Genomic DNA, 14677 nt, shown 5'->3' with positions numbered 1-14677 from the left:
ATGCAAATTGTCGTACCAATTATGCCGACATCACTCGAAGAAATTGAACAGCTCGATTTATCACGTTATGAACAAGCAGACTTGATTGAATGGCGAGCAGATTATTTACCAAAAGAAGAGATATTACGTGTGGCTCCAGCAGTCTTTGAAAAGTTTGTGGGTCGAGAAGTCATCTTTACGCTAAGAACAGCAAGAGAAGGTGGCCATATTACAATAGACGCTCAAGCCTATGTTGACTTACTTAAGGAAATTAACCAATTGTACCAACCTGATTATCTTGACTTTGAATATTTCTCCTATCGAGAAGTATTTGATCAAATGCTTGATTGTTCAAACTTGGTGTTAAGTTACCATAATTTTGAAAAGACTCCTGATAACTTAATGGAAATTATGTCTGATATGACAGCTTTGGCTCCTAAGATGGTTAAGTTAGCTGTAACTCCTAAACGAGAACAAGATGTGCTTGATTTGATGAACTTCACACGGGGATTTAAGGGACTTAATCCAGAGCAGAATTTTGCTACCATGTCTATGGGGAAGCTTGGTCGCATTACTCGCTTTTCATCAATATTGACAGGTTCTTCTTGGACATTTGCCTGTGTGGATAACCCTTCCGCACCTGGCCAAGTTGACCTGAAAGACATGGTTAAAATCAGAGATATTTTAAATGAAGATTGATGGATATACAAGATTAGCAGCAGTTGTGGCTGACCCTATTAGACATAGTTTATCGCCATTCATTCACAATATGGCTTTTGAGACTACTGGCGTTAATGGTGTTTATGTGGCTTGGGAAATTCCTGAGGGTGACTTACCAGCAACAATTGAAAACATTCGCCGTTATAATATGTTTGGGATTAACCTGTCCATGCCATACAAGACTGCCGTCATCCCATTCCTTGATGATCTTACCCTCGAAGCAAAGGTGATTGGAGCAGTCAATACTGTTGTTAATCAAAATGGCAAGCTCATCGGTCATAATACGGATGGTAGAGGTTTTTTTGCCAGCCTTAGAGAGTATTCTGTCACAGGTCAGGAAATGACCTTGATTGGTGCTGGTGGGGCAGGTCTGGCTATTATAGCTCAGGCAGCATTAGACGGCGCTGAGGCTATCCATGTCTTCAGTCGTGCCAAATCAGTTGCCAAAACAATTGCAAGCTTGCAGGCCATTATGGAGGAGACGGGCGTTTACATCACTGTGACGGCACTAGAGGACTTGGTTGCTCTTCAAGAGGCTATTAATCAGTCGTCCCTATTGGTCAATGCAACTAGCCTTGGCATGGACGCTACCAGCAATCCCTTGCCAGATGAGATTTCCCTTCCTTCTAACCTTTTGGTGGCAGATATTATCTACCAACCCTTTGAAACACCGTTGCTTAAACGAGCCAGACAAGAAGGTTTGAGTGCTGTCAACGGACTGGGAATGTTGCTTTATCAAGCAGCAATAGCCTTTGAACTCTGGACTGGTCAGTCTATGCCCGTTGATGTGATTTGGCCCAAACTTGAAGACTTGGTCAAAACATAGGACCTAGGATGCCAACCCTAGGGTCTTTCTATATTCGGTACCAAATGACTGAGAGACAGAGTCCTCACCCAATCCTGATCTGTTCCAATCGGGACCATTAATCCAGTAGTCCTCTTAAAATTTTTGGGGGAGTCAGGCAACAAGCCTTCAAAAGTTTTTGCTGGCTTCACTGCTTACCATGACGAGTGAGATAGATTCCTTGCTCGTCGTTCGTGCAATCTGTATGGAGTTCTTATGAAAGTATCTGTTAATTTACCGCATCATCCTTATGATATTTTAATCGAAAACGGCAGCCTTGCTAAGGTTGGCCAGTGGGTCTCTAGCCTGTGGAAACCGCAAAAAATAGTTATCATCACTGACGACCATGTCGGTGGCTTATATGCTAACCAAGTTCAAGAGAGCTTGGCCTCAGCGGGGTTTGAAGTAGCGGTCTTTGACTTTCCCGAAGGTGAAGCCCAGAAAAACTTGGCTACTGTCAATCAAGCGTATGAGTTCTTAGTGAAAACGGGATTGACGCGGTCAGATGGGATTATTGCCTTGGGTGGCGGTGTCGTCGGTGACTTAGCTGGCTTTGTTGCGTCTACCTACATGCGGGGTGTGCATTTCTTACAGATTGCGACCAGTTTAACTGCCCAAGTGGACTCGTCGATTGGTGGTAAGACAGGCGTTAACACACCTTTTGCCAAAAATATGGTCGGTACCTTTGCCCAGCCAGATGGTGTCCTGATTGATCCAGAGGTCTTAAGAACCTTGGGGCGTCGAGAACTGATCGAGGGAATGGGTGAGGTGATTAAGTATGGTCTTATTGCCGATGTCGAGCTCTGGCAATTGCTCGAAAGTATGTCGGGAGCTGACGATATTTTAAAGTATGCAGAACAATTGGTTTATCATTCGTGTCAGGTCAAGCGTCAACATGTTGTTGAAGATGAATTGGATAATGGGGTTCGGCTCTACCTTAATTTTGGGCATACCATTGGACATGCTGTTGAGCAGACAGCCGGCTATGGTAATGTGATGCATGGTGAAGCTGTGGCCATAGGGATGGTTCAAATCTCCCGTGTAGCCGAGAAAAAAGGGCTTATGCTAGCTGGGATAACAGAGCAAATTGCTCACATGTGCCAAAAATTTGGTCTCCCAATTGACTACGAGCCATGGGATGCAAAAGCTCTCTACAAGGCTCTTATTCATGACAAGAAGGCGCGGGGCAGCCAGATCAAAACCGTTATTGTTCCAAAGTTGGGGCAGGCAGCTCTTAACCCTATTGGTCTTGACGAGATGAAAGAATACTTGGAGAAATAGATGAGATATTTAACTGCTGGGGAGTCACACGGTCCCCGTTTAACAGCTATTATTGAAGGCGTTCCGGCAGGTCTTCCCTTGACGGCTGAGGACATCAATGTAGAACTGAAACGCCGCCAGGGTGGTTATGGGCGTGGTGGTCGCATGAAGATTGAAAGCGATCAGGTGGAGATCACCTCAGGTGTCCGCCATGGGTTGACCATGGGAGGCCCCATCACCCTTAATGTGACCAATAAGGACCATGAGAAATGGCTTGACATCATGTCGGTTGCTGACATTGAAGATAAGTTGAAGAGTAAACGTAAAATTACCAAGCCTCGGCCAGGTCATGCTGATCTTGTCGGTGGGATGAAGTACCGTTTTTCTGATTTACGTAATTCTTTGGAACGGTCATCCGCGCGTGAAACGACCATGCGGGTCGCAGTTGGTGCAGTTGCCAAACGCCTTTTGGAAGAAATCGGTGTTGAGGTGGCTAGTCACATTGTGACCTTTGGCGGAATTGAAATCGATGTGCCAGATGGGTTGACCGTTGGTCAAATCAAGAGCTTGGCTGCCCAGTCAGAAGTTTCCATTGTTAACCAAGACCGTGAAGACGAAATCAAAGCCTATATTGACCAAATTAAGAAGGACGGTGACACCATTGGTGGCGTCATCGAGTGTGTGGTCGGCGGTATTCCTGTCGGTTTAGGTTCCTTTGTTCAATGGGATAAAAAGTTGGATGCTAAGCTGGCTCAAGGCGTTGTCTCCATCAATGCTTTTAAGGGTGTTGAGTTTGGTGTTGGCTTTAAAGCTGGCCAACTTAAAGGTAGTCAGGTTATGGATGAAATTCTCTGGTCTGAGCAGGACGGCTATACTCGCAGAACAAACAACCTTGGTGGCTTTGAAGGTGGTATGACCAATGGTCAGCCCTTGGTCATTCGTGGGGTCATGAAGCCTATTCCAACTCTTTACAAGCCCCTCATGAGCGTAGATATTGCAAACCATGAACCCTACAAGGCAACAGTGGAGCGTTCTGACCCAACAGCAGTGCCAGCAGCAGCAGTTGTCATGGAGTCTGTTGTAGCAACAGTTCTTGCCACAGAAGTTCTGGATAAATTCTCTTCTGACAATATAGAAGAACTCAAAGCAGCCGTTGCTGCCCATGCTGCTTACGTGAAAGAATTTTAAGATGACTAAAACCATATACATTGCAGGATTGGGCTTGATTGGTGGCTCCATAGCGCTTGGAATTAAACGCGATCACCCAGATTACACAGTTTTGGGCTATAATCGTGGAGCGGATTCTCGTCGTGTCGCTCTGGAGCGAGGCATGGTTGATGCTGTGACGGATGATTTTGCGAGCTTTGCTCCAAGGGCGGATGTCATTATTTTGGCAGTGCCCATTCAGCAGACTCTTGAGTTCCTTGAACAGCTAGCAGGCTTACCGCTCAAGCCTAATGTCCTAGTCACAGATGCTGGTTCGACCAAGCTAGCTATTGTCCAAAAAGCCGAGCAAGTCCTTGCAGGTAAAGCTATTCGTTTTATCGGCAGTCACCCCATGGCTGGTAGTCATAAATCGGGTGCTCAGGCTGCAGATGTCAATCTCTTTGAAAACGCTTATTATATCCTGACACCGTCTGCATTGACCACAGAGGATACCATCTTAGAAATAAAAGACCTTTTATCTGGTCTTCATGTCCGCTTTATTGAGATGGATACTGAGGAGCATGACCAAGTGACCGGTCAGGTTAGCCATTTCCCACATGTCTTAGCAACCAGTCTCATGCTACAGGCAGGAGACCATCGCGAGACACATGCTATGACCCAACATTTAGCTGCAGGTGGGTTTAGAGATATGACACGAATAGCTGAATCAGAGCCTGGGATGTGGACAAGTATTTTAATGACCAACAAAGAAGCTGTTCTGGAACGGATTGATGACTTTAAGAGTCGTTTAGATCAGGTAACTGACATGATTCAGCAAGACGATCAAGAGGCGTTGTGGCAGTTTTTCCATCAAGGCGGTCAAATCCGTAAAGAGATGGAAATCCACAAACGTGGAGGCGTCGATAGTTTCTATGATCTTTCTGTCAATATTCCTGATGAGGAAGATGAAATCCTGAAGATTATGGAATTACTTCGTGGTACATCACTCATGAACCTGCGAATTAACGAAGAAAACCGGGAAGACATTCACGGAATCTTGCAGATAACTTTTAAAACACAGGCAGATCAGATTCGCTCAAAAGAGATTATCGAAGCCGCTACAGATTACCAAGTGTTTATTGATTAAACCTTAAAAAGGAGAAACCTATGTCAGAAAATATTTACGATTTGGCCAACGGCCTAGAACGTGCGTTTCGCCAATTGCCGGAATATCAGGCTGTTGTAGAAGCCAAGAATCAGATTGATGGTGATAGCTCAGCTAGTGAACTCTTTAAGGAATACACAGCCTTTCAAAGCGAGCTTCAAATGCTTATGCAATCAGGTCAGGCACCAGATCAGGACTTGCAAGACCGTATGCAGGCTATAAGCACTAAATTGCAAGCCAATTCAGTTGTTGCAGACTACTTTACCAAACAGCAACAGCTCTCCGTATATCTTTCAGATATTGAGCGGATTATTTTTAGCCCGCTGCAGGATTTGATGTAGCCTTCTTTTAAAAAACTGATGACATGTCAGTTAAAAAGCCAAACCTGATGAATACAGGTTTGGCTTTTTGTGATTCCTCATTCTCTTTTACGGGAAAGGGTTTCAGATAATTTAATGCCTAGACACCATAGTAGAGGCTTTCAGTGGCAAATTGGGGCTCGCTAGTGGCCATAATGCCTAAGTCACGGAAGATTTCTTCATCTGCTTTTGACAGGATAGCACTGCTATGAGCTTGCAAGTCACGGAGTTTTTCGACCTGCAGAAGAGCCGCTTCGGCAGAAGGATTGGTAACAGCTGAAATACTTAGAGCGATTAAGGCTTCTTTGCAATCTAGAATCTTGCTAGTGTTTTTCAATTTATCATGATTGAGCTTGTTGATTGTATCAAGAATGACTGGGGGCATCAGGTGTAAATCTTCACCGATATTGGCCATTTCTTTTAAAGCATTGAGGAGGCAGGCGGCGGCAGATGTCATAGTAGAACTGCGTTTCCCAGTGACTAGACGACCATCTTCAAGTTGAATAGAAACAACTGGAGCTTTAATCTCCAAGCTTCGATTAATGGCAGCCGCAACAACGGGTCTGTCCTCTGGGGTTAAGCCCATCTCATCCATAATGAGTTTTCCACGTTGGGCAGCTTCTAAACTAGTTGTACCTTTTTTGTAATCACATTGAAGGGCATAATAACGACGAATAATTTCCTGCTTGGCGGCCTCTTGAACAACATCGTCATCAATGATAGCAGAACCAACACGATTGACTCCCATATCTGTCGGAGAGTAATAAGGAATATCAGCGCCATTAATCTTAGTCAAGATACGACGAAGCAGCGGGAAGGCCTCGATATCACGGTTGTAGTTAATGGTTGTGATACCATATTTTTCTAAATGGTAGGGATCAACCAGATTAATATCTTCTAAGTCAGCGGTGGCAGACTCGTAGGCCACGTTGACAGGGTGTTTGAGAGGAAGGTCCCAGACAGGAAAGGTTTCAAATTTAGCATAGCCAGCCTTGCGACCGCGCTGGACTTCGTGGTAGAGCTGATTGAGACAGGTAGCCAGTTTTCCGCTATTGGCACCTGGTGCCGTCACGATAACCAGCGGTTTTGTTGTTTCAATGTATTCATTTTTACCATAACCATTTTCGCTAACAATAGTATCCACATCAAAAGGATAGCCTTCAGTATGACCGTGCGTATAGACCTTAATCCCGTGGCGTTCAAGTTTAGTTTTAAACTGACTAGCGGCGGGTTGTCCGGAAAAGCGCGTGATTAAGACGCTGTTAATCTGCAAATCCCAGTAGCGCAGGTCATCGATCATCCGCAGCAGATCGCGGTCATAGGTGATACCGAGATCGCCACGAACCTTGTTGGACTCTAAATCGCCAGCGTAAATGCAGATAATAATCTCTGCCTGTTCGCGCAGACGGTGGAGCAGTTTAACCTTGCCATCAGGGTCAAAACCCGGTAATACACGCATGGCATGAAAATCCCCTATAAGTTTGCCCCCAAACTCAAGATAAAGCTTGTCATGAGCGTTAACGCGTTCCATGATAAACTGACTCTGCTCTTCGAGATATTTCTCGCTATCAAATCCTTTTTTCATATCGACCTTCCTTTCCTCATACTCATAAAAGAATAGTTTACTCCTTTTTCTCTAAAAAATCCAGCAAAAACCTATAAGAATCAGGTTCAAAAACAAGGTCAGTGAATCTCAGTACACAAATGATTTAAAGACACACTGAGACAGCATTAAAAGCAGACGAAAAGTCCGCTTTTAAACTGTTAGGATTACCAATTGATGTTGCAGAAGAGCTTTTGATAAGTCATCTCTTGCGCAGCATTAGTCCTCTTTCTTCTTGCCTTTAAAGAAGCTTAAGCCTGAGAAAAGTCCGAGACCGAGCACTGATAAGATAGAGCCTGCATCGCCAGTCTTAGGAAGAACATTCTTCGGTGTTGTGTTTGCGGACATTGACCGAGCAGTGTTGCTAGTAGCTGCAGAGGCTGCATAAACAACGGCGTATTTGCTAAAATGCGGCGCTTGGAAAACAACTGCGTCATAGGCATTACCGTTTGCGTCATAGGCAATCGTCTGAGTAAAGTCCAGCGGTACAGCCGTCTCATCGTTTGGTAAGTAGAGAACAGCCTCGACTGTCTTACCGGCATCGATTGGAAGAGTGACCAAGGCTGGCTTGCTAATCTCCAAATCCTGTTGTTTAGCATCCACGACTTCTATATCATAAAGGTCGAAATCTTTACCACTCAAGACAGCGGGAACAGAAGCACTATTCGGATCGATATGGGAAACTGTTAAGCCTTTAGCTGCAACCGTTTCTTGTTTATCCAGAACGACTCTGATTCCTGAAGCAGGATCATTGAGTACGATTTCTTTCTCAGCGTGGTCCATTGCTGATGGATAATATCCTGGGCGATAGCTTGGGAGATTTTGACCAGGTTGAGGTGTCGGTTTAGGAGTAGCTACATCATCTTTGACAAATGGGTCAGTACCTTTTTGGAGCTCGTCAAGGTTTGAGATGCCGTCTCCATCACTGTCAGCTTCAGGTGTTAATGGAATAACGCGTTCATTGCTATTCACAGCAGTGTATTTAGAAAGGTCAGGAGTTTTTGCTAGAAATTCTGCAAAGACTTCATCCATGGAAGGCCCTTCCTGACGGGCGCCGCCTAGCATATCGTAACCATCACCACCAGCAGCTACAAAGTCATTGGTTGCTAAATAATAAGTTTTTTCTGGATTTAAGGCATCATAAGCGTTGGTTTGCTTGTTGAGGATTTCGATTTTAAGCACGCGATTACCAACTTCAGCCAAGGGATTGTAGTAAACTTTGGCACCAGACACTTGTAAGTAGAAACCAGCAGCACTAAAGAGCGGTTGACCATTTTCGTCTGTGATGTAAGAGCCATCTTCGTTTTTCTGAAGGGCTGAGCTAAGGGATTTTTCGAACATCTTCTGGATTTGGCTTCCCTTAACTTCGATTTGGGAGATGATATTTCCAAAAGGCAGAACCGCAATAATATCCCCTTTGGTAATCGCCTGACCAGCCGCAATTGTTTCTCGAATACCACCACCGTTTGTAACAGCTAAATCAGTTGGTTGACTAAAACCTGTTTGTCCATAATCATAGAGAGCATCAGTGATAGCATTACCAGAGTTCGTTTCGCGAACACGGACATTGGAGCGATCACCATTAAGTTCGACCGTATTGTTTTCAACAACGACCTTGGCATTTTCAGCATCAAACTTGGCTTTGGCTTCAGCGACAATGGCAGCAATTTTTTCATTAGGAACAAGTGAAGCGGTATCGGTAGCCTTAATAATTTCAGGTGTTACCGTGTTGTTGCTAAGGGTAATCTTACCAATATTATTGAGGTAGCTTCCAGTTTGGCTGTAGGTCACGTTGGAGCCAAAGGAGGCAGTGTTTACCGTGTGAGAGTGACCATCAATGACAATAACAGTCTTACCTGCTAAGGGTTCGTATTCGGACAAGGCCTTAGCCAGAGTGTCTCCGCGCCATTCAGACGGCGTACTATCGTCTATTCCCAAATGAGCTAAGATAATATAATAGTTGTAGGTCTTTCCTTCAGCTCGACCGTTGGCTTCGACTTGCTCAATCGCTTGTTTGACTTCGGAAATAGGGTCTTTAAAGACAACGTTAGTGACATTTTTAGGATGAGTCTTAGTTTCCGTTTCAGGAGTCGTCACGCCAATAACAACAAACTCATCACCTGGTGTGTCAGGGGTCTTATCAATAACCGTAGAGGCTTCAAACAAGCGCACATTATCAACATAGGTATTAGCAGAAAGTAGTGGAAATTCAAGAATTTCTTTGTAAGCTTGAGCCTGTTCCAAGCTAAAATCAAATTCATGATTTCCCACAACCATCGCATCGTATCCGATAGCGTTCATGGCCTTGGCTAATTCAACACCCATACTGGCATTGGAAATAGGAAGTCCTTGGAAGGCATCGCCTGCGTCAAGAACCAAGGTGGTTTGATTAGCCTTTGCTCTTTCATCTTCAACAACAGTAGCTAATTTAGCTAAACCGATGACGCCACGCTCCTCTAACATCCGACCGTGGATATCATTGGTGTGTAGAATAACGGTTGATGTAGATTCAGTTTGCTCCATAGGAGCTTCAGATGTAACTGTACTAGATTCTGAAGTGGGCGCAAGAGGTTCGCTAGCAGGGAAGTTGTCAGAAGGAGTCGCTTTTTCCTGACTGGCTGGAGAAGCTGAAGTGTCTGATTGTTCTGCTTCAGGCGCCTGTGAAATCGCAACAGTTGGTGTGTCTGTAGTTGCAGATTGGTCAGAAGGTTGGTCAACAACTGTAGGAGAAGTAGGACTTGTGACAGTCTCGTTTGTAGGTGCCGTTACCTCAGTGGCTTCAACGGATCTCTGTCCTTGACTAAGCAGGACAGTTGAAAGTAAAATCATTGATGAAGTGACAATTAACGGTTTCTTTTTCATAAGAACTCCTTTTTTATGTGATACTCTTATTATAACAAAAGTCGAATGATTTTTATATGAAAACGCTGTAAATGTTAGGAAAAATTAGTAGATAATTTTAGTCATTGATTTTTGAATGGAAACCTTGGTATCTTAGAAGCTAAAATAATTTTTATCAGAATACTTTAAAAATTCATTAAAATAGAGTATAATGAGACCATTACATAATTTTGAAATAAGTTGAGGTATTACCTATGGGATACACTGTTGCTTTGGTCGGTGCGACTGGTGCTGTTGGAACACGCATGATTCAGATGTTGGAAGAGTCTTCACTACCTATTGAAAAAGTCCGCTTTCTAGCATCTGCTCGGTCAGCTGGAAAAACGTTGGTTTACAAGGGTCAAGACATTGTTATCGAAGAAACAACAGAAGATGCGTTTGAAGGTGTTGACATTGCCCTCTTTTCAGCAGGAGGTTCAACGTCTGCAAAATTTGCTCCTTATGCCGTTAAAGCTGGCGCAGTAGTTGTCGACAATACCTCATATTTCCGCATGAACAAGGAAGTTCCTTTGGTTGTTCCTGAAGTTAATGGGCATGCTCTGGAAAACCATAAAGGCATCATAGCTTGCCCTAACTGCTCGACCATCCAGATGATGGTGGCTTTAGAGCCAGTTCGTCAACAGTGGGGGCTTGAGCGTATCATTGTTTCGACTTATCAAGCTGTTTCTGGTGCTGGACAGTCAGCTATCAATGAAACGGAAAACCAATACCGTCAAATCTTAAATGATGGTGTGGCACCTAAGGATGTTACAGCTAACATTTTACCGTCAGGTGGCGATAAGAAACATTATCCAATCGCTTTTAACGCTCTTCCTCAAATCGATGTTTTTACAGATAACGATTATACCTATGAAGAGATGAAAATGACCAACGAAACAAAGAAAATCATGGAAGACGACAGTATTGCTGTTTCAGCAACCTGTGTGCGTATTCCAGTCTTGTCTGGCCATTCTGAGTCCGTCTACATCGAAACAAAAGAAGTAGCCCCAATTGAGGATGTTAAAGCTGCCGTTGCAGCCTTCCCGGGAGCTGTTCTGGAAGATGATGTCGCAACACAAACATACCCTCAAGCGGTCAATGCTGTTGGAAGTCGAGATACTTTTGTCGGACGTATCCGTAAAGACTTGGATGTTAAAAAAGGCATTCACATGTGGGTGGTTTCTGATAACTTACTGAAAGGTGCTGCATGGAACTCTGTCCAAATTGCTGAGGAGTTGCATCTCCGTGGTTTGGTTCGACCAACTGAAAATCTTGTTTTTGATTTGAAATAATTTAGATTCCCAAATAATAGGAGGGAACTTATGTCTTTAGAAAGATTAAAAAATGCGCATATTATCACTGCCTTAGTCACTCCATTTAAGGAAAATGGTGACATTAATTTTGAAGCATTACCAAAACTGATCAATTATTTACTAGACCACCACACAGAAGGGATACTTCTGGCTGGTACGACAGGAGAAAGCCCAACATTAACACACGATGAAGAGTTAGAGCTCTTTGCCGCTGTGCAAAAAATTGTTGATGGTCGCGTTCCTTTAATTGCAGGTATCGGTACCAATGATACCCGAGATTCAGTTGAGTTTGCCAAGGAAGTTGCTGCCTTCGGTGGGTTTGATGCAGGATTAGCGATTGTGCCTTATTACAATAAACCAAGCCAAGAAGGATTATATCAACATTTCAAGGCTATTGCTGAGGCGAGTGAGTTACCGATCATGCTCTATAATGTTCCTGGTCGAGTAGTGACTGCTCTGGAGCCTGAGACAACGCTACGTCTCGCAGCTTTACCAAATATTATTGCCATTAAAGATTGTACAAATCTGGATAATTTGGCTTATCTGATTGAGAACAAGCCTGAAGATTTTCTGGTTTATTCAGGCGAAGACAATTTAGCTTTTCATGCCATGGCATTGGGGGCAGATGGGTTAGTTAGTGTTGCTTCCCATACCAACGGGGATGAATTTTATGAAATGTTTGAGGCTATCAGTCATCAGGATTTGCCTAAAGCAGCTCAAATTCAGCGCCAGCTCGTACCAAAAGTATCCGCTCTGTTCTCTGTTCCTAGCCCTGCACCTGTGAAGGCTGTTCTCAATCATCGCGGTTTTGAAGCTGGTCCCTTGCGCTTGCCTTTGGTCGCCTGTACAGATGACGAAGCGAAAAAGATTATTGAAATCGTTGAACAATAGATTCTGATAATTTCACTAAAAAGTTTTAATTCTTTATTTTGGATTTTAACTACCTATGTTAAAAAGAACTAACTAAAAACGGTAGATTTCGAGATAGTTGAGACTTCTAAAAGTAATAAAGGCAGGACAGTTGTCCATGCCTTTTGTCATTTTAAGTTTGTGCTTATCTACAAAGGGAACTTATTTATAAGAATATTTTTGACTGGGTGTTAGGAATAATGTCTGTCAAATATGGTATAATATCAGCAAGGAGATGATATGTATAAGACTCAATCGTCAGGAGAAAAGGTACGCTTATTTAGTTTACTTTTCGTTCCTATCTTGATTTATCAGCTTGCCAATTTTTCGACGTCCTTTATTGATACCATGATGACAGGTCGATATGCTACGGTGGATCTGGCTGGAGTATCAATGGCGACCAGTCTTTGGAATCCATTTTTTACATTTTTAACCGGAATTGTCTCTGCCTTAGTGCCAATAGTTGGTCAACATTTAGGGCGAGGGGACAGAACAAGTGTGACCAGAGAATTTCATCAGTTTATCTATATGAGTATCGGGTTATCAGTATTTTTTTGGTTTTTGGTCATTCTTGGCGCTGATAAAGCCCTTGTTCTTCTAAATTTAGAAGCGTCGGTTTATCAGGTCGCTAGCAATTATCTGTCTTGGCTTTCTCTAGGGATTTTTCCGCTATTTTTATTCAGCGTTTGTCGTAGTTTATTTGATGCTTTAGGACTAACGCGACTTTCAATGGTTTTGATGCTTCTCTTAGTTCCTTTAAATTCTTTTTTTAACTACTTGCTCATTTTTGGGAAAATGGGATTACCAGGGATGGGTGGTGCTGGAGCAGGATTAGGAACAGCCTTAGCCTATTGGATTATTTTAACGCTTGTTATAGCTATCCTGATGTTTCATCCCAAAGTTAGGGAGTATCGTTTATGGGAGTTGTCGCCTATTGATGTTAAGGATATATCCTCAGGATTTCGACTCGGTTTACCTATAGGAGGAGCTATTTTTGCTGAGGTAGCTATCTTTGCGGTAGTAGGGCTTCTGATGGCCAAGTATTCGACAGCTTTGATAGCCTCTCACCAAGCTGCTATGAATTTTGCCAGTTTGATGTATGCCTTTCCTGTTTCTATTGCAACCGCACTACCGATTGCTGTATCCTATGAGGTCGGTGCTGGACGCTATGATGAAGCTAAAAGTTATGCTAAGATTGGTCGTCTATCAGCTTTCGGTTTTGTTTCAATCACATTAGTTTTTCTATTTTTATTCCGCTATAAGGTTGCTGCATTGTATGGGACAGACCCGTCATTCATTGAACGGACAGGAACATTTTTAACTTATAGTTTATTCTTCCAGTTAGCAGATGCCTTCACAGCTCCTATACAAGGGATTTTAAGGGGCTACAAGGATACTCGACTGCCCTTTTTATTGGGAGTTATTGCTTACTGGGGGATTTCCTTACCAAGTGCTTTTTTACTTGAGTGGTTAACCTCTTTAGGTCCTTACAGTTATTGGATTGGTCTGATTCTAGGGATATTTTCAAGTGGATTATTGCTTTCTAAGCGTTTAACCATTATTCAAAGAAAACTTGAGGCAATAAACAGATAAATAATTGGTTTCAAACTATAAAAGATAGTGATTTAAAATGAGTTGAAAAAATAATAAGGAGGATTTTGATGTCACAAATTATTTTGGTTACAGGGGCTTCTGCAGGTTTTGGGCAAATCATTTGTCAAACCCTAGTCGAAAAAGGATACAAGGTCATTGGAGCTGCAAGACGGTATGAAAAATTGCAACGCATTCAAGAGGAACTGGGAGAGCAGTTTTACCCCTTACAGATGGACGTCTCTCAGCCAGAACAGGTTGACAAATCCTTAGCTAGTCTACCAGTTGGATGGCAAGAAATTGATATCCTTATCAATAATGCTGGCCTAGCACTAGGCCTTGATCCAGCCTTTGAAGCGAGCTTTGAGGATTGGCAGACAATGATAAATACCAACATTATAGGGTTGACCTATGTGACTAGACAGATTTTGCCTACCATGGTCTCTCGAAATCAGGGTCATGTTATCAATATAGGGTCTACAGCAGGAACAGTTCCCTATCCAGGAGGGAATGTCTATGGAGCGTCTAAAGCTTATGTCAAACAATTTAGTCAAAATTTACGGGCAGATTTAGCTGGAACGCGTATCCGGGTTACCAATATCGAGCCTGGCCTTTGTGGTGGAACAGAATTTTCCAACGTCCGTTTTAAGGGGGATGACGAGCGAGCAACTAAATTATATGATGGGGCAGGCAGTATCCAACCTGAGGATATCGCAAACACAGTTCTTTGGACTTTAGAACAACCTGCACATGTCAATATTAGTCGAATCGAAATTGTTCCAGTTTCTCAAACATTTGGGCCACAGCCTATAAACAGAACCTTGTGGAATGATGATTCTTTATCGTAAGCAACAGAAAGAATTGGATGGGTGTTCGATTTCCATCTGATTCTTTTTTATCTAGTTTTGA

Annotated in this window: 12 protein-coding genes; 10 read left to right on the top strand and 2 right to left on the bottom strand. The window is 43.1% G+C overall.

Annotation, left to right across the window (positions count from 1 at the left end; all coding sequences use genetic code 11):
• From aroD to ACVRYP_RS02640, 6 genes are all read left to right on the top strand, one after another.
• Positions 1-678: a type I 3-dehydroquinate dehydratase gene (aroD, locus tag ACVRYP_RS02665; protein WP_447467230.1), complete on the top strand. Its 678-nt coding sequence runs from the start codon at positions 1-3 to the stop codon at positions 676-678.
• On the top strand, positions 668-1525 hold the full coding sequence (locus tag ACVRYP_RS02660) for a shikimate dehydrogenase (RefSeq protein WP_447467229.1): 858 nt from the start codon (positions 668-670) through the stop codon (positions 1523-1525). The genes aroD and ACVRYP_RS02660 overlap by 11 nt, the downstream gene beginning before the upstream one ends.
• 234 nt (positions 1526-1759) lie before the next feature.
• Positions 1760-2824 carry a 3-dehydroquinate synthase gene (gene aroB / locus ACVRYP_RS02655; RefSeq protein WP_447467228.1) on the top strand — a complete coding sequence of 355 codons (1065 nt, stop codon included), beginning with the start codon at positions 1760-1762 and terminating at the stop codon, positions 2822-2824.
• Positions 2825-3991, top strand: a complete 1167-nt coding sequence (gene aroC / locus ACVRYP_RS02650) for a chorismate synthase (protein ID WP_447467227.1) — start codon at positions 2825-2827, stop codon at positions 3989-3991.
• A 1-nt stretch (position 3992) separates the two neighbouring features.
• The gene (locus ACVRYP_RS02645; RefSeq protein WP_447467226.1) at positions 3993-5096 is read left to right on the top strand and encodes a prephenate dehydrogenase; all 1104 of its coding nucleotides are present in this window, start codon (positions 3993-3995) and stop codon (positions 5094-5096) included.
• Positions 5097-5116: 20 nt separating this feature from the next.
• Positions 5117-5455, top strand: coding sequence for a YlbF/YmcA family competence regulator (locus ACVRYP_RS02640; protein WP_447467225.1), 339 nt, complete (start codon positions 5117-5119; stop codon positions 5453-5455).
• Between the two features lie 118 nt (positions 5456-5573).
• Here the strand turns inward: ACVRYP_RS02640 and ACVRYP_RS02635 are convergent, their stop codons facing one another.
• Together ACVRYP_RS02635 and ACVRYP_RS02630 are read right to left on the bottom strand one after the other, a co-directional pair.
• Positions 5574-7058 (bottom strand): DUF1846 domain-containing protein, encoded by a 1485-nt coding sequence (locus ACVRYP_RS02635; RefSeq protein WP_447467224.1) that lies wholly within the window; start codon positions 7056-7058, stop codon positions 5574-5576.
• Between the two features lie 237 nt (positions 7059-7295).
• Positions 7296-9938, bottom strand: a complete 2643-nt coding sequence (locus ACVRYP_RS02630) for a 5'-nucleotidase C-terminal domain-containing protein (protein ID WP_447467223.1) — start codon at positions 9936-9938, stop codon at positions 7296-7298.
• Positions 9939-10171: 233 nt separating this feature from the next.
• Between ACVRYP_RS02630 and ACVRYP_RS02625 the strand changes: the two genes are divergently transcribed.
• The 4 genes from ACVRYP_RS02625 to ACVRYP_RS02610 all read left to right on the top strand — a co-directional run bounded on the left by ACVRYP_RS02625 (position 10172) and on the right by ACVRYP_RS02610 (position 14616).
• On the top strand, positions 10172-11248 hold the full coding sequence (locus ACVRYP_RS02625; RefSeq protein ID WP_447467222.1) for an aspartate-semialdehyde dehydrogenase: 1077 nt from the start codon (positions 10172-10174) through the stop codon (positions 11246-11248).
• A gap of 30 nt (positions 11249-11278) precedes the next feature.
• Entirely contained in the window at positions 11279-12160 is an 882-nt protein-coding gene (gene dapA / locus ACVRYP_RS02620; RefSeq protein ID WP_447467221.1) for a 4-hydroxy-tetrahydrodipicolinate synthase, read from the top strand.
• 258 nt (positions 12161-12418) lie between these two features.
• Positions 12419-13771, top strand: a complete 1353-nt coding sequence (locus ACVRYP_RS02615) for an MATE family efflux transporter (protein WP_447467220.1) — start codon at positions 12419-12421, stop codon at positions 13769-13771.
• Between the two features lie 68 nt (positions 13772-13839).
• Positions 13840-14616 (top strand): SDR family oxidoreductase, encoded by a 777-nt coding sequence (locus tag ACVRYP_RS02610; RefSeq protein ID WP_447467219.1) that lies wholly within the window; start codon positions 13840-13842, stop codon positions 14614-14616.
• Positions 14617-14677 lie beyond the last annotated feature (61 nt).

It is taken from the genome of Streptococcus rifensis, from assembly GCF_053203525.1.
This window is presented reverse-complemented; position numbering and strand designations above follow the sequence as displayed.

Bases quoted from the DNA above. Each gene is read 5' to 3' on its own strand.
- aroD (WP_447467230.1), top strand. From the start codon at position 1: ATGCAAATTGTCGTACCAATTATGCCGACATCACTCGAAGAAATTGAA.
- ACVRYP_RS02660 (WP_447467229.1), top strand. From the start codon at position 668: ATGAAGATTGATGGATATACAAGATTAGCAGCAGTTGTGGCTGACCCT.
- aroB (WP_447467228.1), top strand. From the start codon at position 1,760: ATGAAAGTATCTGTTAATTTACCGCATCATCCTTATGATATTTTAATC.
- aroC (WP_447467227.1), top strand. From the start codon at position 2,825: ATGAGATATTTAACTGCTGGGGAGTCACACGGTCCCCGTTTAACAGCT.
- ACVRYP_RS02645 (WP_447467226.1), top strand. From the start codon at position 3,993: ATGACTAAAACCATATACATTGCAGGATTGGGCTTGATTGGTGGCTCC.
- ACVRYP_RS02640 (WP_447467225.1), top strand. From the start codon at position 5,117: ATGTCAGAAAATATTTACGATTTGGCCAACGGCCTAGAACGTGCGTTT.
- ACVRYP_RS02635 (WP_447467224.1), bottom strand. From the start codon at position 7,058: ATGAAAAAAGGATTTGATAGCGAGAAATATCTCGAAGAGCAGAGTCAG.
- ACVRYP_RS02630 (WP_447467223.1), bottom strand. From the start codon at position 9,938: ATGAAAAAGAAACCGTTAATTGTCACTTCATCAATGATTTTACTTTCA.
- ACVRYP_RS02625 (WP_447467222.1), top strand. From the start codon at position 10,172: ATGGGATACACTGTTGCTTTGGTCGGTGCGACTGGTGCTGTTGGAACA.
- dapA (WP_447467221.1), top strand. From the start codon at position 11,279: ATGTCTTTAGAAAGATTAAAAAATGCGCATATTATCACTGCCTTAGTC.
- ACVRYP_RS02615 (WP_447467220.1), top strand. From the start codon at position 12,419: ATGTATAAGACTCAATCGTCAGGAGAAAAGGTACGCTTATTTAGTTTA.
- ACVRYP_RS02610 (WP_447467219.1), top strand. From the start codon at position 13,840: ATGTCACAAATTATTTTGGTTACAGGGGCTTCTGCAGGTTTTGGGCAA.